18 protein-coding genes are annotated in these 18,780 nt (G+C 70.6%); 8 read left to right on the forward strand and 10 right to left on the reverse strand.

Annotated elements, in window-relative coordinates:
* Positions 1 to 7: 7 nt before the first annotated feature.
* Together IFR14_RS04310 and IFR14_RS04315 are read right to left on the reverse strand one after the other, a co-directional pair.
* Positions 8 to 820: an HpcH/HpaI aldolase family protein gene (locus IFR14_RS04310; RefSeq protein ID WP_191940358.1), complete on the reverse strand. Its 813-nt coding sequence runs from the start codon at positions 818 to 820 to the stop codon at positions 8 to 10.
* The gene (locus IFR14_RS04315; RefSeq protein ID WP_191940359.1) at positions 805 to 1,587 is read right to left on the reverse strand and encodes a 2-keto-4-pentenoate hydratase; all 783 of its coding nucleotides are present in this window, start codon (positions 1,585 to 1,587) and stop codon (positions 805 to 807) included. The genes IFR14_RS04310 and IFR14_RS04315 overlap by 16 nt, the downstream gene beginning before the upstream one ends.
* Before the next feature lie 157 nt (positions 1,588 to 1,744).
* Between IFR14_RS04315 and IFR14_RS04320 the strand changes: the two genes are divergently transcribed.
* Complete coding sequence (locus IFR14_RS04320) at positions 1,745 to 3,118, forward strand: MFS transporter (RefSeq protein ID WP_138946222.1); 1,374 nt, start codon at positions 1,745 to 1,747, stop codon at positions 3,116 to 3,118.
* 6 nt (positions 3,119 to 3,124) lie between these two features.
* Here IFR14_RS04320 and IFR14_RS04325 read toward each other — a convergent pair whose 3' ends face one another.
* The 3 genes from IFR14_RS04325 to IFR14_RS04335 form a co-directional block, all read right to left on the reverse strand.
* Positions 3,125 to 3,823 carry an IclR family transcriptional regulator domain-containing protein gene (locus IFR14_RS04325; RefSeq protein ID WP_191940360.1) on the reverse strand — a complete coding sequence of 233 codons (699 nt, stop codon included), beginning with the start codon at positions 3,821 to 3,823 and terminating at the stop codon, positions 3,125 to 3,127.
* 79 nt (positions 3,824 to 3,902) lie between these two features.
* Positions 3,903 to 4,787 carry a TolB family protein gene (locus IFR14_RS04330; protein ID WP_191940361.1) on the reverse strand — a complete coding sequence of 295 codons (885 nt, stop codon included), beginning with the start codon at positions 4,785 to 4,787 and terminating at the stop codon, positions 3,903 to 3,905.
* A gap of 66 nt (positions 4,788 to 4,853) precedes the next feature.
* Complete coding sequence (locus IFR14_RS04335) at positions 4,854 to 5,426, reverse strand: NADPH-dependent F420 reductase (RefSeq protein ID WP_191940362.1); 573 nt, start codon at positions 5,424 to 5,426, stop codon at positions 4,854 to 4,856.
* A gap of 105 nt (positions 5,427 to 5,531) precedes the next feature.
* Between IFR14_RS04335 and IFR14_RS04340 the strand changes: the two genes are divergently transcribed.
* Together IFR14_RS04340 and IFR14_RS04345 are read left to right on the forward strand one after the other, a co-directional pair.
* Entirely contained in the window at positions 5,532 to 6,014 is a 483-nt protein-coding gene (locus IFR14_RS04340; protein WP_191940363.1) for a MarR family winged helix-turn-helix transcriptional regulator, read from the forward strand.
* 97 nt (positions 6,015 to 6,111) lie between these two features.
* The gene (locus IFR14_RS04345) at positions 6,112 to 6,393 is read left to right on the forward strand and encodes a hypothetical protein (RefSeq protein ID WP_191940364.1); all 282 of its coding nucleotides are present in this window, start codon (positions 6,112 to 6,114) and stop codon (positions 6,391 to 6,393) included.
* Positions 6,394 to 6,473: 80 nt separating this feature from the next.
* On the opposite strand, the gene IFR14_RS04350 is transcribed toward IFR14_RS04345, so the two are convergent.
* Positions 6,474 to 7,682: a cysteine desulfurase-like protein gene (locus IFR14_RS04350; RefSeq protein WP_191940365.1), complete on the reverse strand. Its 1,209-nt coding sequence runs from the start codon at positions 7,680 to 7,682 to the stop codon at positions 6,474 to 6,476.
* 327 nt (positions 7,683 to 8,009) lie between these two features.
* Here IFR14_RS04350 and IFR14_RS04355 point away from each other — a divergent pair, with 327 nt between their 5' ends.
* The gene (locus IFR14_RS04355; RefSeq protein ID WP_191940366.1) at positions 8,010 to 8,504 is read left to right on the forward strand and encodes an FBP domain-containing protein; all 495 of its coding nucleotides are present in this window, start codon (positions 8,010 to 8,012) and stop codon (positions 8,502 to 8,504) included.
* A gap of 59 nt (positions 8,505 to 8,563) precedes the next feature.
* Here the strand turns inward: IFR14_RS04355 and IFR14_RS21350 are convergent, their stop codons facing one another.
* Complete coding sequence (locus IFR14_RS21350) at positions 8,564 to 9,169, reverse strand: TetR/AcrR family transcriptional regulator (RefSeq protein ID WP_137242446.1); 606 nt, start codon at positions 9,167 to 9,169, stop codon at positions 8,564 to 8,566.
* A gap of 97 nt (positions 9,170 to 9,266) precedes the next feature.
* Between IFR14_RS21350 and IFR14_RS04365 the strand changes: the two genes are divergently transcribed.
* Positions 9,267 to 10,067: an SDR family NAD(P)-dependent oxidoreductase gene (locus IFR14_RS04365; RefSeq protein WP_137242445.1), complete on the forward strand. Its 801-nt coding sequence runs from the start codon at positions 9,267 to 9,269 to the stop codon at positions 10,065 to 10,067.
* A gap of 51 nt (positions 10,068 to 10,118) precedes the next feature.
* On the opposite strand, the gene IFR14_RS04370 is transcribed toward IFR14_RS04365, so the two are convergent.
* The 3 genes from IFR14_RS04370 to IFR14_RS21355 all read right to left on the reverse strand — a co-directional run bounded on the left by IFR14_RS04370 (position 10,119) and on the right by IFR14_RS21355 (position 14,213).
* The gene (locus IFR14_RS04370; RefSeq protein WP_124768535.1) at positions 10,119 to 10,994 is read right to left on the reverse strand and encodes an endonuclease domain-containing protein; all 876 of its coding nucleotides are present in this window, start codon (positions 10,992 to 10,994) and stop codon (positions 10,119 to 10,121) included.
* 109 nt (positions 10,995 to 11,103) lie between these two features.
* Positions 11,104 to 12,252 (reverse strand): substrate-binding domain-containing protein, encoded by a 1,149-nt coding sequence (locus IFR14_RS04375; RefSeq protein ID WP_191940367.1) that lies wholly within the window; start codon positions 12,250 to 12,252, stop codon positions 11,104 to 11,106.
* Positions 12,249 to 14,213 (reverse strand): heparinase II/III family protein, encoded by a 1,965-nt coding sequence (locus IFR14_RS21355; protein WP_191940368.1) that lies wholly within the window; start codon positions 14,211 to 14,213, stop codon positions 12,249 to 12,251. The genes IFR14_RS04375 and IFR14_RS21355 overlap by 4 nt, the downstream gene beginning before the upstream one ends.
* A gap of 128 nt (positions 14,214 to 14,341) precedes the next feature.
* Here IFR14_RS21355 and IFR14_RS04385 point away from each other — a divergent pair, with 128 nt between their 5' ends.
* The 3 genes from IFR14_RS04385 (at position 14,342) to IFR14_RS04395 (ending at position 18,734) form a co-directional block, all read left to right on the forward strand.
* Positions 14,342 to 15,361, forward strand: coding sequence for a hydroxyacid dehydrogenase (locus IFR14_RS04385; RefSeq protein ID WP_198425031.1), 1,020 nt, complete (start codon positions 14,342 to 14,344; stop codon positions 15,359 to 15,361).
* On the forward strand, positions 15,361 to 17,373 hold the full coding sequence (locus IFR14_RS04390; RefSeq protein WP_191940369.1) for a DUF2264 domain-containing protein: 2,013 nt from the start codon (positions 15,361 to 15,363) through the stop codon (positions 17,371 to 17,373). The genes IFR14_RS04385 and IFR14_RS04390 overlap by 1 nt, the downstream gene beginning before the upstream one ends.
* A gap of 92 nt (positions 17,374 to 17,465) precedes the next feature.
* Positions 17,466 to 18,734, forward strand: a complete 1,269-nt coding sequence (locus IFR14_RS04395) for an ABC transporter substrate-binding protein (RefSeq protein WP_124768539.1) — start codon at positions 17,466 to 17,468, stop codon at positions 18,732 to 18,734.
* Positions 18,735 to 18,780: the final 46 nt, after the last annotated feature.

An 18,780-nucleotide genomic window follows, 5' to 3' on the forward strand; every position in this document is an offset into this window, starting at 1 on the left:
GGAAGGGTCAGTACCCGTCGCTGCGGGTCGCGTCGCTCCGGCCGTCGATGAAGCGCTCGGCCAACTGCTCGGATGCGCGGGCGAGGAGCGACACGTCCGCGCCGACGAGGACGAAGGACGCCCCGCGGTCGAGGTAGTGCTCGGCCATGACGGGGTCGAAGGCGTTCACGCCGGCCGGCTTCCCCGCGGCGGCGGCGGCATCGAGCATCCGCTCGACAGCGCTGACCACGGTGGGGTGCCCCTGCTGGCCGAGCAGTCCGAGCGACGCCGAGAGGTCGGCCGGACCGACGAACACCGCGTCCACGCCGTCGACCGCGAGGATCTCGTCCGCCTGCTCCACGGCCTCCGCCGACTCGATCTGCACCGTGAGCGACACCGAATCGTTCGCCTGCGCGAGGTAGTCGTCGATCCGGTTCCAGCGGGAGGACCTCGCGAGCGCGCTGCCGACCCCGCGGACGCCCTGCGGCGGGTACCGCACGGCCTGTACGAGTGCCGCCGCCTGCTCGGCCGACGACACCATGGGCACGATGAGGTTCTGTGCCCCGAGGTCGAGCACCTGCTTGATGACGACCGCGTCGCCGAACGGCACCCGCACCAGCGGACACACCGGGAAAGCGGCCACCACCTGCAGCTGTAGCTGGATGCTCTCCAGGGTGTTCGCCGAGTGCTCGCCGTCGATGAGGAGCAGGTCGAGCCCGCTGCCCGCCGCGATCTCCGCCGCGATCGGGCTGCCAGACACCACCCACATTCCGATGAGGGGGCGATCCGCGGTGCGCAGGCGCTCGCCGAAGGTCGGCGGCAGGGTCATTCGAATCGGCATGTCACGGCTCCCAGTCCCTGGTATTCGGCGTGGACGGTGTCGCCCCGTTCGACCCACATCGGTCTCGTGAACGATCCCGACAGGATGATCTCCCCAGCGGCGAGACTCCCGCCGTGCTGGGCGAGCTTGCCGGCGAGCCACGCGACGCCGAGTGCCGGGTGTCCGAGGACGGCGCCGGCCACCCCCGACTCCTCGATGGTCTGGTTGCGGTAGAGCAGGGCCGAGACCCATCGCGGGTCGATCGCGTCGGGGCGGACAGGCGTTCCGCCGAGCACCATGGCACCGAGCGCCGCGTTGTCGGCGATGGTGTCGACGATCGTGCGACCGTCGAGTTCGATGTGGGAGTTGAGGACTTCGAGCGCCGGCACGATGTGGTCGGTCGCGTCGAGCACCTCGAAGATCGTGCAGTGCGGCCCCTGCAGTGGGCGGCCGAGGACGAAGGCCAGCTCGACCTCCACGCGGACGTTGGAGTAGGCGTCGAAGTCGAGCGTCGCCCCCGAGTCGAAGACCTGGTCGTCGAGGATGACGCCGTAGTCGGGTTCGGTGATCCCGGTGGCCTGCTGCATCGCCTTCGAGGTGAGGCCGATCTTGTGGCCGACGATGCGCCGACCGGCGGCGATGCGGCGTTCGGCCCACAGTGCCTGCACGGCGTAGGAGTCCTCGATGGTCATGCCCGGGTGCCGGGCGGTGAGGAGGGGGATGACGCTCCGCTCCTCGTGCGCCGCCGCCAGCTCGTCGGCGATCGCCTGTCGTTCGTGATCCTGCATCGCGTCCCGTCCTCATCTGCGTCGACTGCGGCCTGCGATCACGATACGGTGCGTCGTCATCGACTGCCTCTTGCGCGGTGACCACGATTGTATACGATGTGGTGTACATTCTGGCGGTCCAATGACGGGCCGCGACGGACAAAGGGGTCTCGAGACAATGACAACCGCATCACTGGCGCGAGCGACGACGCCCGCGGAACTCCGGCGCGTGGCCTTCGCCACCGTCATCGGCACCACGGTCGAGTGGTACGACTTCTTCCTCTACGCGAGCGCCGCTGGACTCGTCTTCTCGCAGCTCTTCTTCCAGCCCGCCGGACCGCAGGCCGCGCTGCTGCTGTCGTTCGCGACGGTCGGCGTCAGCTTCCTGTTCCGGCCGCTCGGCGCGTTCGTCGCCGGGCACTTCGGCGACCGCATCGGCCGGAAGAAGATGCTCGTCATCACGCTCTTCCTCATGGGCGCCGCCACGACGCTCATCGGTCTGCTGCCGACGTACGACCAGATCGGGATCATCGCCCCCGCGCTGCTCGTGTTCCTCCGCATCCTGCAGGGACTGTCGACCGGCGGGGAGTGGGGCGGCGCCGTCCTCATGGCCGTCGAGCACGCTCCGACTGGTCGCCGCGGTCGGTTCGGCGCGTTCCCGCAGATCGGCGTCCCGATCGGACTCCTCCTCGCCTCCGGCATGCTCGCCCTCATGACGGGCGTGATCTCGCCCGGCGCGGCGTTCCTCGAGTGGGGCTGGCGGATCCCGTTCCTGCTGAGCTTCGTCCTGATCATCGTCGGCTACGTCGTGCGCCGGAAGGTCGACGAGAGCCCCGTCTTCGTCGCCCTCGCCCGCAACAAGGAGCGTCGCCGCGTCCCGATCGTCGAGCTCTTCCGCCACCACTGGCTGCTCGTGCTGCTCGCGGCACTCACCTTCGCCGGCAACAACGCCGCCGGCTACATGACCACGGGCGGCTACATCCAGAACTACGCGACGACGCCGCTCGCCGACGGTGGCCTGGTGGGCATGGAGCGGACGCCGGTGCTGCTCGCGGTGACCGGGTCGGCCATCGTCTGGCTGATCGTCACGTGGTTCGCGGGTTCGCTCTCCGACCGGATCGGCCGACGCAACACCTACATCATCGGGTGGGTCGCGTTCCTGGCCACCGTCTTCGTGCTCTTCCCGCTCGTGAACACCGGCAATCCGTGGTTGTTGTTCCTCGGGCTCGCCCTGTTCACGATCGGCAACGGCTTCACCTACGGACCCCAGGCGGCGTACTTCGCCGAGCTCTTCCCTGCATCGATCCGCTACACGGGTGTGTCGGTCACCTACGCGATCGGCGCCATTCTCGGCGGAGCGTTCGCGCCGACGATCGCGACCTGGCTGGTGCAGGTCACGGGGTCGTCGACGAGTGTCGCGTTCTACATCGCCGGCATGATCGTGATCGCCTTCGCGGCGACCCTCCTCCTGCGTGACCGCACGGGCATCCCGCTCGGTGGCGAGGCGGAGGACGAGCAGAGCCGTGGTCAGGTCTACGGCGCGCGGAGGTAGCCGCGGTCAGACCGACGACGCGATGGTCGCGGCCCCCTCGATGAGGCGGGCCGCGATCTCGGTCTCGGGGCGGCTGCTGGAGACGTAGACGACCGCGAGGGCGGCGGCCGGCGAGCCGTGCGCAGCGAGCGGGGCCGCGACGGCGCGCAGACCGGTGATGACCTCGTCGTGGCTCGACGCCCAGCCGTGCTCGCGGACCACCGCCAGCTCGGCGCGGTGGTCGTCGTCGAGCGCGTCCGGCCATTGCGACTCCGACAGGCGGGATGCGATCGCCTTCCCGGGCGCGCCGAGACCGACCGGATGCCTGGTTCCGGGCCGCTGCGCGATCGACCCCATCGTGTGCCGTGGTTCGACGCTGACGAGCGTGACGATCTCGTCGCCGTCCAGCAGCGTGAGGAAGCAGGTCATGCCGAGCTCGTTCGCGATCGCTGTCAGCTCGGGGAGGGCGGCGGCCTGCAGATCGTGGGAGACGCCGGCGGCGAGGGCGGCCAGGCGTGATCCGAGTGCGATCCGTCCCGCACCGTCGCGGACGACCAGGCGGTGGTCTTCGAGGGTCCGCAGCAGTCGGTAGGTGACGCTTCGGTGCAGACCGAGCGTCGCGCTCAGGGCGTCGATCGTGAGCGGGGTGCGCGCGTCGGCCAGGACCTCGAGGATCCGGATGCCGCGCGAGAGCGTCTGGGAGTGGGCGCTGCTGGCATCGGTCACGCTCCGACCCTATCGACGAGCCCCTCGAGTTGCCCTGATCGGTGCGATTCTTCGTCGAAACCGTGCAGCGTCGGGCGACTCAGTCGTCGATCGGGTAGGCGACGAAGGCGAACCGTGAGCTGTCGGGTGCCCAGCTGTTCACGTTGAGCGTGCCCTGGCCGCCGAAGAGGGGATAGCGGCGGAGCGGGGTCGCCCAGTCGTCGGTCGAGACGAGCCGGACCTCGACGTCGAGGTCGGCCGGGTGTCCGATCGTGCCGGCGGGGAAGGCGATGTACGAGGCCAGTCGCGCGTTGGGGGAGAGGTGCGGGAACCAGTCGACGGTGTCGTTCACGACGAGTCGCTCGAGCTCGCCGCCGCCGTCGGGGATCCGTGCGAGCTGCGCATGGCCCGGGGCCGAGCCGAAGTGTTCCGTGTTGCAGAGCAGCCACCGGCCGTCGGGCGACCACTCCGGACCGTCGAGGTGGCCGTCGCCCGTGTCGAGGACGGTGACGGGGCCGCCGCCCTCGACCGCCGGAGCGATCGCGAGTCGACCGGGGTGCTCGAAACCTTCGAGCTCGACGTACGCGATCCGCGTGCCATCGGGCGAGACGCCGTGGAGGAAGTGCCACCGGTCGTCGTCAGCGGTGAGCTTCGTGACCGGCCCGCCGGAGAGCGCGCCGCGGTAGATGTGACCGTCCATCGCCGAGAGGAGGATGTGCTCGCCATCGGGGTCGAGGACGTGGTCGTTGTTCAGCTCGGGAAGGCCGTGGAACTCGATCGGCGTGAGCCCCGCGGTCGGGTCATCGACCGCGAGCGCCCAGAGCCGCCCGTTGCCGTTGAGGAGCAGCGTCCGGCCGTCGAGGGACCAGTTCGGTGCTTCGACGAGGAGCTCGTCGGTCTCGAAGAGGAGCACGGGCGCGTCATCGTGCGGCCCGCCGAGCAGGACGCTGGAACGCTGGCCGGGGGCGAGGGCGCGGAAGGTCATGCGCCCATCGTCCTCCAGTCCGTCGTGATCCGGGAGGATCGTTGCTCCCGGATCACGATCCGACGACTACTTGACGAGCGCGAACCCCGCGGTCCAGGAGATCTTCTCCGACGCCGCCAGCGCGAGCTGCAGGAAGCCGATCGCCTCGAGTTCGTGCGCGCGCTTCAGCGACCCGGCGTCGACGGCCTCGAGGCCACCGGCGGTCACGAGCTGCTGGAGTGCCGCCTTGGCGTCGGCGTCGTCCCCGGCGATGAGGACCGTGGTGGTCACGTCGCCGACCTGCTTCGCGGCGAGGGTCGCGGCGAAGTTCGTGTTGAAGGCCTTGAGCACGTGGGACGTCGGGAGCTTCGCCTGCAGTTCCGCTGCAGCCGAGCTGCCGGCGGGGACGGTGAGGGCGTCGAAGGTCGAGAAGTCGAGGGGGTTGGTGATGTCGACGACGACCTTGCCCGCGAGCTGGTCGGCGTACTGCTCGACGATCGTCGCGAGGGCCGGGTAGGGGACCGCGAGGACGACGATGTCGCCGGTGATCGTGCCGGTCTCGGCCGACCCGAGGTGGTCGACGGAGGCGCCGCCTGCTGCGAGTACGCCGGCGATGGCGCTGCCCATGTTGCCGGTTCCGAAGATGGTGACGTTCGTCATGACGATGCTCCTTCTCGTGGCCGCCTGGTCACGGGTCAATTGGTTGTTGATACAACTAACGTAACACCGGTTAGTTGTAGGCGCAACTATTGCTACGCTGGAGACATGACCGACACGCGATGGCTGAGCGACGACGAGCAACGCTCCTGGGTGCGCTTCGCCGCGGTGCTCGAACTCCTGCCGGCCGCGCTCGACCTCCAGCTCACGCGGGACGAGCACCTGACCCACTTCGACTACTTCACGCTCGCGATGCTGTCCGAGACCCCGGGCCGCACGCTGCGCACCTCGGCGCTCGCGGCCCGGACGAATGCGACGCTGCCCCGCTTGTCGCGGGTGCTGACGCGCTTGGAGGAGGCCGGCTTCGTGGCGCGGACACCGTGCCCGGAGGATCGACGGGCGACGAACGTGACGCTCACCGATGCGGGCTGGGACAAGGTCGTCCAGGCTGCGCCGGGCCACGTCGAGCACGTGCGATCCCTGGTCCTCGACGCCCTGACGCCGGCGCAGATCGAGCAGCTCGGCGAGATCTCCGCCGCCCTCCTGACGAAGCTCGACCCCGACGGGCGGATGTTCGCCAGCGAGGCCTGATCTCCGTCACCTGGGGGATTCGCCGGGCTCGAGGGCTGCGTAGCGTGGGGCTCGACGTCGTGGACACCACCGAGCGCGACGCGGATCGGAGCGAATGATGACCGGATCGACGCAGCCCGAACCTGCACCACACGGGGACGAGGTGCCTCAGGACGGTCCCGCCTCGGCGGAGCCCGAATCGACGCCGCCGCCCACGTCGCTCAACGGTGGGACGACCTCCGTCTGGTACTTCGTCGGCGCCACGTTCCTCTTCGCCGGACCCCTGATCTTCGGTGTCGACGACTTCGGGTTCTTCCGGATCATCACCCTCATCCTCGGGGCGGTCGTCATGGTCGCCGGGTTCGTCGTGCTGCGACGTGAGAGCGGCAAGCGGTCCTGAGGTCGCTGTCGCCGGGGCGCCTCGCCAACCGTTCAACCGGCGAGCCGTTCAGCCCGCGAGCCGGTCAGCCCGCGAGCCGTTCAGTCGGCGAGGAAGGCCCTGATGCCGTCGAGCAGGCGGTCGACGTCCTCGTCCGAGGTGTACGGGGCGACGCCGACGCGGAGGCCGCCGACGTCGTCGAGGCCCAGTGCCGCGAACGGCTCGACCGCGTAGAACGAGCCAGCCGGTGCGAGGACGTCGCGAGCGGCGAGGAACGCGGCCGCGTCTGCTGCACGCCTGCCCGGGAACGTCATGAACAGCGTCGCCGTGCGCTCGGCGGCTCGCGAGTGCAGCTCGACGAGCGGGCCGAGCTCTGTGAGAGCCTCCTCGATGCGGGTGCGTAGCGCGAGTTCTTGTTCGTGGACGGCTGCGGCGGAGGCCACGAGACGGTCGCGCCTCGTCGTGGCGTCACCGGGGTCGATCGACGCGAGCACGCCGATGGCCGCCGTCACGCCGGCCATGAGCTCGTAGGGCAGCGTGCCGAACTCGAAGCGCTCGGGCACCACGTTCGTCGACGGCAGCAGCTTGTCGGGGTGGATCGACTCGAGCAGCGCCGGCGACGCGGCGAGGACACCGCAGTGCGGCCCGAAGAACTTGTACGGCGAGCAGACGAAGAAGTCGGCACCGAGGGCCTCGACGTCGACGACGTGGTGCGCTGTGTAGTGGACGCCGTCGACCCAGACGAGCGCGCCGACCGCGTGCGCCCGGTCGGCGATCGTCCGCACCGGCGGGATGGTGCCGAGGAGGTTCGATGCAGCGGTCACAGCGACGAGTCTCGTCTGCTCGGTGACGAGGGCGTCGAGGTCCTCCAGGTCGAGCTCGCCCGTCGCCGGGTCCAGATCGATCCAGCGCACGGTCGCACCCGCGCGTTCCGCGGCTTGCACCCACGGGCGGACGTTCGCGTCGTGGTCGAGTCGGGACAGGACGATCTCGTCGCCGGGGATCCAGCCGCGCGACAGATGCCTGGAGAAGTCGTAGGTGAGCTGGGTCGCGCTGCGGCCGTAGACGATGCCGCGCTCCTCTGCGGCGAGCAGGTCGGCGCACGCGGCACGGAAGGCGGTCACGGCGTCGTCCGCCCGACGCTCGGAGGCGACCGACGAGCCCCGGTTGGACAGCGGCCCGGTGAGGGTGTCGAGGATGGCCTGGCCGACGGCGAGTGGCGTCTGGGTGCCGCCGGGGCCGTCGAAGTGGGCGATGCCCGAGGCGAGGGAGGGGAACGCGGTACGGAGGAGGGCGACGTCGAGGGTCATGGGTCCATCCTGCCGCTCCGGGAGCCTGAACGTGCGGACCGGGGGAGCGAGCGCGCCATCGCTTGATACAGTGCCTGTGTGTCCAAGCTCATCGCTCCGCCCCGTGTCGGGCGTCTGGAGGTCGTCGGCGTCCGCAACGCCGGCCCGAGAGAGCAGCGCACCCGGTCGACCACCTCGCCCACCCGGTGAGGACGTCGGCCTCGTCCATCGCGCTCGTCCGAGCGACGACGACGGGGCCGCGCACCCTGACGCACCCACCGCAGCGCATCGACGCGCGGAGGGCCTCTCCGCCGTCTCCACGACGGCCCAGCCGAAACCGGTGAACCCATGATCCCCCTGAACGAATCCCAGATCCGAGCCTCCTTCGTCAACGCGTCGCGCAAGGAGGTCAGTGACGTGAGCCTTCCCATCGACCTCGACACGCTCGACTTCGAGGTGCATGACTTCCTCGGGTGGCGCGACAAGAAGCTGCCGCGACGCGCGTACGTGGTCACGATCGTCGACGGCGAACCCGTCGGCATCCTGCTCCGGCAGGCCGACGCGATGCCCCGCACCCGGCCGCAGTGCGCGTGGTGCCAGGACATCACGCTCAGCAACGACGTCGTGTTCTACAGCGCGAAGCGGGCCGGACAGGCCGGCAAGAACGGCGACACGGTCGGCACGCTCGTCTGCGCCGACTTCCAGTGCTCGGCCAACGTGCGGAAGCTGCCGCCGCTCGCCTACGTCGGTTTCGACGCGGAGGCGGCCCGCCAGGAGCGCATCGCGACGCTCAGCGTCCGTGCCGCGTCCTTCGCCTCCTCGGTCCTGAACGGCGTCGGCTGACCCGCTGAGTCGCCCAGATCTGCACGAAATCCGGCTGATTTTGTGCAGATTCGGGCGACTCAAGGCTCGGGAGTCAGGCCCCGCCAGAAGAGGTCGACGGCGCTCGTCACGAGGTCGTCGGCCGGGACGCCGTCGAGCAGACTGCCAGAGGCGAGTGCGGCGATGCCGTGGAAGGTCGCGAACGCGACGAGCGCGATGTGGTGCGGATCGCCGGCGGTGATCGCCCGGATCTCCTGCCCGGCGGTGACGACCCGGACGACGATCTCCATCGAGGCGTGACCGGCGGCGAGCAGCTCCTCCCGGGCATCGGGCGCGTGCTTGAGGCCGAACATGAGCGAGAGGAGCGTCGGCTGAGCGAGCGCGAAGCCGACGTACGCTCGGGCCAGTGCGTCGACCTGTTCGCGGGCACCTGCCGATGACGTGACCTCGGCTTCGGTCGCCCGCTCGAGCGCCGCGGAGAGACGACGGAAACCGTCTTCGGCGAGCGCGTCGAGGAGGGCCTGCTTGTCGCGGAAATGTCGGCTCGGCGCCGCGTGGCTGACGCCGGCATCGCGGGCGAGGCGGCGCAGCGACAGCTCGTCGACGCCGTCCGTCTCGAGGCTGGCTGCGGCCGCCTCGAGGAGCGTCCGGCGGAGGTCTCCGTGGTGATAGGGCTGGGCTGACACGAGACGAGCCTACCGCCATGTTGACATTGACAACACGAGCAGAGACGGTGATGATGTCACTGACAACATTCGTGTACCGCCAGCTGAAGGATTCCCCATGACACTCGATCTCCGCGGTGGCACCGCACTCATCACGGGCGCGAGCTCCGGCCTCGGCGTCGAGTTCGCCAGACGGTTCGCGAACCGCGGGTCGAACCTGGTGCTCGTCGCAAGGCGCGCGGATCGCCTCGAGGTGCTGGCGGCCGAACTCCGGTCTGCCTCGGGTGTCGAGGTCACGGTTGTGCCGGCCGACCTCGCCGTCGCGGGTGCCGCCGATTCACTCCACGAGGAGCTGGATCGCCGCGGCATCCGGATCACCTCGCTCGTCAACAACGCCGGGTTCGGCAGCCACGGTGCCTTCGACCAGGCGGACCCGGAGCGCATGACGGGAGAGATCCAACTCAACGTCGGGACCCTCGTCGAGCTCACGCGTGCATTCATGCCGCAGTTGCTCGAGGGGTCCGGCGCCCTGGTGACGGTCGCGAGCACCGCTGCCTACCAGCCGACGCCGGGCATGGCTGTCTACGGCGCGACGAAGGCGTTCGTGCTGAGCTTCACCGAGGCGCTCTGGGCAGAGGCTCGCGGCACCGGGCTGCGGGTGCTCGCTGTGAGCCCCGGACCCACCAAGACCGAGTTCTTCGACGTCGTCGGGAGCGAAGACGCTGCCGTCGGCCGCAAGCAGACGAGCGCGCAGGTCATCGACACCGCGTTCCGCGCGCTCGACCGGGCTGACGGTGGCCCCAGTGTCGTGTCCGGCCGCAGCAACCACCTCACCGCGCTCGCGACTCGGCTGCTGTCGCGTCGGACGCTCGCCCGCACGAGCGCCCGTGTCCTCGGCGGCGTGCGGATGGCCCGCTGAGTCGCCCGGATCTGTCGAAAATCCGGCCAATTTCGTGCAGATTCGGGCGACTCAGCGGCCGGCGAGGGCGGCGCGCACCGAGGCGACGACGGCGCGGAGGTCGCGGAGATCGTCGGCCGTCAGCTCGATGACCGTCCAACCCGCGGCCCGCAGGCGGTTGGAGCGAGCGCGGTCCTTGCGCCACCGGTCGACCTCGACCCGGTGGTAGTCGCCCTGGTACTCGATGACGATCCGCGCTGCACGGTGACAGAGGTCGGCGCGTGCGAGGAACGAGCCGTTCGCCGCCCGGATCTCCTGGTTCGGTTCGAAGCCGGTGACGCCGCCGCGCACCAGCGCGACGCGGACGATGGACTCGGGCGGTGATTCCGCGCGGTGATCGAGCAGCGGGAGTGCGGCGGCGATGGCTCCACGGCCGCGCCGGCTCGGATAGCGGGCTGCAGCCTCCTCCAACTCGGCCAGGCCTGCGGTACTCGTCCGAAGCAGATGGTCGCCTGTTGCGACGAGATCGGCGAGCGGGAGCGTCGCGGCAAGGTCCAGCCACGTTCGAACCGGACTCGTCAGCCGGATGCCGCCCTGGACGATCACGTCGTCCTCGTCATCGATCGTGACCGACCGGCCGGCGATCCCGGCGGCGTGTGGAGCGCGGGCCGGCGCGGCCACGGCGAGGTCGAGGCGTTCCGGGGTGGAGAGCCGGCACGGGAGCGGCAGGCCGAGGAGGAGCGCAGCGGTCGGACCACAGACGAAGACCTGCTCGGACAGGCGGTGGAGGAACGCACGACAGTGATCCTCGACCGTCTCCACCGGGCGGGTGGACCGGATGCCGTGACCCGGCTTCTCGAGTCGACGACTGCGGAGTTCGCCGGGTGTCATCCCGCTGCGGAGCGCGTCGCCGACGAGGAACGGTCCGTCCGGAGGCTCAAGGGGCATCCCTTCACTGTGCCTGCACCGAGTGGTTCCCCGTCCACGTTCTCCACAGGTCCGCTGAGTCGCCCGGATCTGCGCGAAATACCGTCGATTTCGCGCAGATCCGGGCGACTCAGGCGGGCGGGGCGGTCAGGGACGAGGCGCGGACCTGCAGCTCGGGGAGGACCTGGGTGCGCTGCGTCGGGCGTCGGCGGCCCTCGGACAGGCGGGCGACCATCGTCTCGACGGCCATCCGACCGATGTGCTGCTTCGGTGGGCGCAGCGCGGTGATGGGCGGCTCGCCGTTCTCCGCGACCTCGTCGTCGTAGGCGACGATCGCGAGATCCTCGGGGATCCGCACGCCGCGGTCGAGGCAGTGGTGCTCGAGCAGGATCGCCTGCGGATCGGCGTGCACGAACAGCGCGGTGGTCCCCGTGGCGAGGCATTCGTCGACGAGCGCACCCAGCCGGGCGTCCCTGGCGCCGTTCTCGACGTCGTCGATCTCGGCGTTCACCGTCAGTCCCGTGTCCAGCCCGAGGTCCGCGGACGCCCTGGCCCAGCCGCGCCGCAGGTGGTCGGAGGTGGGGGAGTGCCGTGCCGCGGCGATGCCGATGCGGCGGTGCCCCTGCTCGTACAGGTGGCGGACGGCGAGCACCGCGCCGAACTCGTGGTCCGTCGTGACCCACTCGAGCGACCGCAGCGCGAGCGAGGACGGCGCGCGACGCTCGGCCAGCACGACCGGGATCGGCAGCGCATCGAGCCAGGCGAGGAGGGCGTACCCGTCCTGGCCCGCGGTGTCGGGTGCGGCGATGAGCCCGTGGATCCCACCCGTCTCCACGAGCGCGGCCATCTGCCGGCGCTGGTCGGCCGGGTCGTAGGACGAGCCGCGGAGCACGAGCTGCGATCGGCTGAGGGCGGCCGTGGCGCGGGCACCGTTGACGATCTGCGGCCAGTAGTAGCTGAGCGACGGCACGACCATGCCGATGCGGTACCTGGCGGGGCCAGCGGCGTCGGCCGATCGCGCGACCGTCTGGTCGAGGGAGCTCCGGGCGGTCGCGCCACCGTGGACCCGCGTGACGAGCCCGAGGTCGGCGAGCGCGGTGATGTCGCGTCGGATCGTCAGCTCCGTGACGCCGAGGATGACGGCGAGTTCGCGGACGACGACGGAACCGTTGCGTCGGACCTCGTCCATGATCCGTTCGCGGCGCTCGATGCCGAAGACCTGCGAGGGTCCGGTGCCGGCCGGTGCTCCCCGGTCGCCGGAGACGTCGTCGTCGCTCATCGTGCGGCCTCCACGGTGACGAGCAGACGATCCGCATCGGGACGTGGCAGCAGCCGCACGCGGGTGATCGTCTCGCCCCAGGACGACCGCATCATCGCGTCGTCGAGTCGGACGACCTCCATCGTGACCTCATCCGCGTCGTGCTGGAGCATCACGTCCCGGACGCCGGCGACCGGCCGGTGGAGGCGGAGGGTCGCCTGATCGACCTCGGTCACGTCGCCCCACAGCATGAGGGTGACGGCCGTGCCAGCCGGGTCGTCGAGCGTCCAGACGTCCTCGATCACGACGCGCGACGCCGTGCGGTCGAGCGTCGCGGTCCGGCGCCAGTGTTCATGCTCCGCCAGTCCGTAGGCCGCGGCGAGGTCCATCGACCAGCTCGCCTGTGCGCCATGGTCTCCGCCCCGGCGATCGCGCGCCGCGAACTCCGGTCCATGCTGCTGCAGCAGACCGCGCGGTGCCGGGACGCTGTGCCAGTCGCTGCGCATGCACCAGATGTCGTAGCGGTCCGGGCCGAAGGTCCGCGCGTCGTAGGTGGGCCGCCCGGGATCGATGACCGCGGGGACGCCGTCGAGTGCGACGATCACGCTCCCGAGGTCGTTGTGGTTGTGGTTCTCGTCGTTGTGGCCGCCCTTGAGGCTGACCGCGAGTCCGTCGGAACGCCCGTCGTGCTCACGGGCGAGGCTCACGCCGATCGACGGCAGGTCGACCGATGCCGGCAGCGGCAGCGGCAGCGTCGCGTTCCGGGCGTCCGCGACCGCCCATGCACCGTCCAAGCAGACGCGGACGAGACGTCCGAGTCCGGCCCGGTCCGTGGCGACGGGTGCGTCGGGATCGCGATGCGCCGTGGCGTACGCGACGACGTCCGGCAGCTCGAGTCGCCGGCCCCAGCGATGCAGGAGATCGAACGGGAGCGTGCGATCACCGCGTGCTCGGGCATCCGCGACGTTCACGTACCAGTCGGCGGACAGCTGCATCCGCAGCGGGAAGCGCAGTGACTCGGGCAGCAGGTCGAGGACGTCGAGCGCGAGGCGACCTCCGGCGAGACGATCGAGGGTCTCGACCGCCTCGAGGGCGCGAGCCGCTCCGTTCCACCAGTACTCCCAGCCCTCGTCGATCGCGCCGTCCCGAGGGAGGCCCGCCAGGTAGCGGTCGATGCCGTCGACGGCTCGGTCGATGACGAGCTCGGCGCGGTCGGGGCTGCAGAGCACCGCTGCCGCGGCGATCGTGTTGCCGAGGATCCAGGGGTTCCAGTTGTGGAGGACGATCGGCTCGCCGTCAGGATCGACATCGAGGCCGAGCCAGTGCCAGTCGTCGCGGTCCAGGAACGGCCGGAACACCCGGTGCTCGGCCTCGGCTTGCAGCCGATCGGTCAGCCCCGGGTAGCGCTCGTCGAGCTCGTCGCCGAGGACGGCGATCGCCCAGGCGACGGCCGCGACCGCCTCACCGGCGCCGAGGTCGAGGAACGGTTCGCCGAGCGACGGCGTGACCGTCCCGAACCGGCGGAACGCGTCGTCGTGGGCCGCCCAGCACCAGGTCGTCTGCTCCGCGAGGAGCCACAGGCCGTCGGCGACCTCGGCGAGCGGGTCGAGCGGTGCGGTCACCTCGACACCGGCTGCAGACGCGGCGGCGAGGACCACGGCGCGGGAGAGGCGTGCGAGTCGGTCACCGACCGCCGTCTCGTAGGAGAGGCGCTCCCCGATCAGCGGATAGGCGCTGTACTGCGAGAAGAGCGGCTGGGGCCAGGGCGCCGCCGCGCGGTCGGTGGCCGCGGACTCGCGCGTCGCCTGGGCGACGAAGGAGTCGAGCAGCCGTCGGTCGATCGAGCTCCAGTCGCCGTCCGGCACGATGGACTGCAGTGCGGTCGCTGGGCGCTGTGACCACGCCGTCACCAACGGGCCGTGCGACCGACGCCGCTCATCGGTGGCCGGTGTGGCGGGTGCGGTCTGCGAGGGTGGATGCACGACGTCTCCATGATCATCTTCGATCGAGCTTGTTCGTTTGTGATCGACTGTTTTGACTCCGATCGGATTGGAGTATTCACTACCTGACAACCGCATGCAACCGCGGCCCACTCGAAGGAGAGCACCAGATGTCGAACGCCGCGCGCCCCGCAGCCCTGGTCGCCATGTGGCCCGACGTGTTCTCGACGCTCTTCGACGACGCCCGTCTGGCCCGGCTCCACGCACTGTGCGAGGTCCGCGACGACGAGACCACCGGCGACCTCGACGACCCGGCGCTCGCCGCACGGCTCGCGGAGGTCGAGGTGCTCATCACCTCGTGGGGCACCCCGCCGCTCACGGCGGAGCGACTCGACCGCATGCCCCGGCTGCGCGCGGTCTTCCACTGCGCAGGCACGGTCCGCTCGCTCGTGACCGACGCGGTCTGGGAGCGCGGCATCGTCGTCACCACGGCCGCCGAGGCGAACGCCATCCCGGTCGCCGAGTTCACCTTCGCCTCGATCGTGCTCGCCGGCAAGCGGGCACAGGTCTTCGCCCGCGACCCGCGGGCGCACCGTCGCGAGTGGCGCACCCTGCTCGAGACCACGAACCTGTCCAACCTCGGACGCCGCGTGGGCGTCGTCGGCTTCTCGCGCATCGGCCGTCGCGTCGTCGCCCTGCTCCAGCAGCTCGACGCGGTCGAGGTGCTCGTCGCCGACCCCTACGCCGACGCCACGGCCGTCGCCGCGGCGGGAGCCCGCCTCGTCCCGCTCGACGAGCTCCTACCGAACGTCGACGTGCTCTCGCTGCACGCTCCGGAGCTCCCGGAGACGAAGCGCATGATCGGGGCTGCCCAGCTCGCGGCGCTCCCGGACGGCGCCACGGTGATCAACACGGCCCGCGGGAGCCTGCTCGACACCGACGCCCTCGCGGCGGAGTGCGCGAGCGGACGTCTGGACGCGATCCTCGACGTCACCGACCCGGAACCGCTGCCCGTGCACTCGCCGCTGCTCGACCTCCCGAACGTCTCGATCACCCCGCACATCGCGGGCTCCCTCGGCCGGGAGACGCTGCGCATGACGGACGCGGCGCTCGACGACCTCGAGCGGTTCCTCAACGGCGAGCACCCGCGCGAAGCCGTCCGGGTCGCCGACCTGGGGGTGAGCGCCTGATGGTCGTGCTCCTGACCGCCCCGGCGTCGGACACACTCGCCCTGGACCGCACCCTGTCACCATCGACCGGCTGGACGCGCAGGCACTGGGAGGACCTCGCGGACCGGCTGCTCGGCGGTGCCGAACCCTTCACCTCGCCCGGTCGTGCCCGCATCCTGTTCCCGGGTGCGCCAGGCGGCTACGGCTCCGACATCGACGGCCTGGAGGGGTTCGCGCGGACGTTCATGCTCGCCGCCTTCCGCATCGCCGGTGATCCCGCACGGACGGGCGACCTCGTCGAGCGCTACGCCGCCGGCCTCGCGACGGGCACCGACCCGGACTCCCCGGAGCGGTGGCCGCTGCCGGACGAGGTCGACCAGGCCAAGGTCGAGGCCGCAGCCATCGCGATCGGACTCCACCTCACCCGTGCCGAACTCTGGGACCGTCTCGACGACCGGACCAAGCGCACGACGATCGACTGGCTCGCCACCGTCATCGGTCAGCCGTACCCGCCCATCAACTGGGTGTGGTTCCGCATCGTCGTCGAGGAGTTCCTGCGCACGGTCAGCGGCCCGTTATCGGAGGCGGACCTCGAGGAGGACCTCGCGATCGCGGACGGTTTCTTCCGCGAGGACGGCTGGTTCGCCGACGGCGGCACGCGAGCCTACGACCACTACACCGGGTGGGCGCTCCACCTCTATCCAGTGCTGTGGCGGACGATGCTCGCGCCGGGCCACCCGCATCAGGCACGCCTCGACCGCTACGACGCCCACCTCGACCGCTACCTGGAGGACGCCGTCACGCTCGTCGGCGCGAACGGATCGCCGCTCGTCCAGGGGCGGAGTCTCATCTACCGCTTCGCCGCCGCGGCACCGTTCTGGGCCGGTGCGATGGCCGGATCGACCGCGCTCTCGCCGGGACTCATCCGTCGGGCGGCCAGTGGCGTCGTGTCGCACTTCGACGCCGCCGGTGCCCCCGACGACCGCGGGATCCTGACGCTCGGCTGGCACCACGAGTGGCGGCAGCTCGCACAGTCCTACTCCGGTCCCGGTTCGCCCTACTGGGCGTCGAAGGGCATGCTCGGACTCGCGCTCCCGGCCGACCATCCGGTGTGGACGGCCACCGAGGAAGCACTGCCGATCGAGCGGGGCGACGTCCTCCGCACCATCGTCGCCCCGGGCTGGATCGTCAGCGGGATGACCGCCGACGGCATCGTCCGTGTCGTCAACCACGGGACGGACCACGCGAACGACGGCGTCGCCCAACGCGACGCCCCGCTGTACGCACGCCTCGGGTATTCGACGGCGACCGCGCCGGTGCTCTCCGCCGATGCCCGCGACCCGTTCGACGGATCGGTCGTGCTCCTGGACGCCGAGGGTGTCCCGAGTCACCGTTCCGGGTTCACCAGAGGTGCCCTGACGCCGCTGCCGACCTCCGACGGTTCGTCCACCGGTTGGTCGACGTCCTCCGGTCTCGCCCGCTGGATCGACGCCGATGCCGACGGCCCGGACCATGGCCACGGCCACGCCGCGGACCGGCCCCGCACGGGCGCGCGGATCGACCTCTGCTCGGCCGTCCGCGGGCCCTGGGAGGTGCGGTTCGTCCGCGTCGTCCCGGGTGCCGGCGACGAGGTCCCGCTCGGCGCACTGCGTGTCGGCGGGTGGACCGTCAGCGGTCGTGACCTGACCGTCGCCACCGACCAGACCTCGGCGGTCGCCGTCGCCGACGGCGTGCGTTCGGTCGTCGTCGCGCTCCCGAGCGAGCACGACCCGCTTCCGACCGGCGCGCTCCGGTCGGGCGTCCGGGACCTCGACGACGCCACCCCGCTCGGACCCCGTTCGGGCACGCCGTGGTGCGAGACCGACGGTCCCGTCCGCCCGGACCACTGGCACGCGTTCGCGCTCCTCCTGGACGGCGCCACGCAGCCGGGCGTCGTCGCCCCGGCGATGGCGGGCGTCGCCGGGTCCACCGCCCGCACCATCACCTGGCCGGACGGCGCGACGACGTCGCTCGACCTGCCCGCGTCGCACTGACGCCCACCGACCGCTCCACCCCGCAGCATCCCCGTCCCACCAGCACCGCCATCACCACCGACAGCACCACTACTCACCGAGGAGCATCCGCAATGAAGCGACCCATCCTGACCATCTCCGCGATCGCCGCAGCAGCCGGCCTCGCCCTCACCGGCTGCTCAGGTGCCGGCTCCGCCCAGCAGGACGAGGACGGCCCCGTCACGCTCAGCGTCTCGGTCTGGAACTACGACCAGACGCCCGAGTTCAAGGCGCTCTTCGACGCCTTCGAGGCCGAGCACCCCGACATCACGATCGAGCCCGTCGACATCCTCGCCGACGACTACTCCGACAAGGTCACGACGATGCTCGCGGGCGGCGACAAGACCGACGTCCTCACCATGAAGAACGTGACCGATTACGCGCGCTACGCGAACCGTGGCCAGCTCGTCGATGTGGGCGACGTCGTCGACGACATCGGCGCGGACAAGCTCGCCGGGATCGAGCCGTTCGCCCTCGACGACACCTACTACGCGGCGCCGTACCGCCAGGACTTCTGGCTGCTGTACTACAACAAGGCCATCTTCGATGCAGCAGGCATCGAGCACCCCGACAACCTCACCTGGGACGAGTACGCGGACATCGCGGCGAAGCTCACCTCGGGCGACGGGGACTCCAAGGTCTACGGCACGTACAACCACTACTGGCGCTCCGTCGTCCAGTCGATCGCCGCAGCCCAGACCGGTGGCGACCTCATCAGCGGCGACTACGGCTTCATGCAGGACCAGTACGACCTCACCCTCGACCTGCAGGACAAGGGCTACGCGCTCGACTACGGCACGGCGAAGACCCAGCAGATCAGCTACCGCACGATGTTCGAGACCGGCAAGGCCGCGATGATGCCGATGGGCACCTGGTACATCGCGGGCATCGCGCAGTCGATCGAGACGGGCGCGACCGACGTCGACTGGGGTGTCGCGCAGATGCCGCAGCTCGAGTCCGGTGAGGAGACGGTGACGTTCGGCTCGCCGACCGCGTTCGCCGTCAACAAGAACTCCACGCACCAGGCCGCCGCGAAGACCTTCCTCGAGTTCGCCGCGAGCGAGGCCGGTGCGAAGGCCATCGCGGCGATCGGTGTCGTCCCCGCGTACCAGTCCGACGACGTCACCGCGGCGTTCACGGCCCTCCCGACCGACGACCTCTCGGTCAAGGCGTTCCAGGAGCCGAAGGACGTCGTCCTCGAGATGCCCGTGAGCGAGTACTCCTCCGACGTCAGCTCGATCCTCGACGAGGAGCACGACCTCATCATGGTCGGCGAGTCGGACGTCGACGACGCCATCACGAAGATGCAGGACCGCGTCAAGAACGACGTCCTCGTCGACTAGTCGCGATCGCGGGGCCGACACGCCCGGCCCCGCGATCCCCGCGTCC

Source organism: Plantibacter sp. CFBP 8775 (assembly GCF_014839505.1).
GTDB lineage: Bacteria > Actinomycetota > Actinomycetes > Actinomycetales > Microbacteriaceae > Plantibacter > Plantibacter auratus.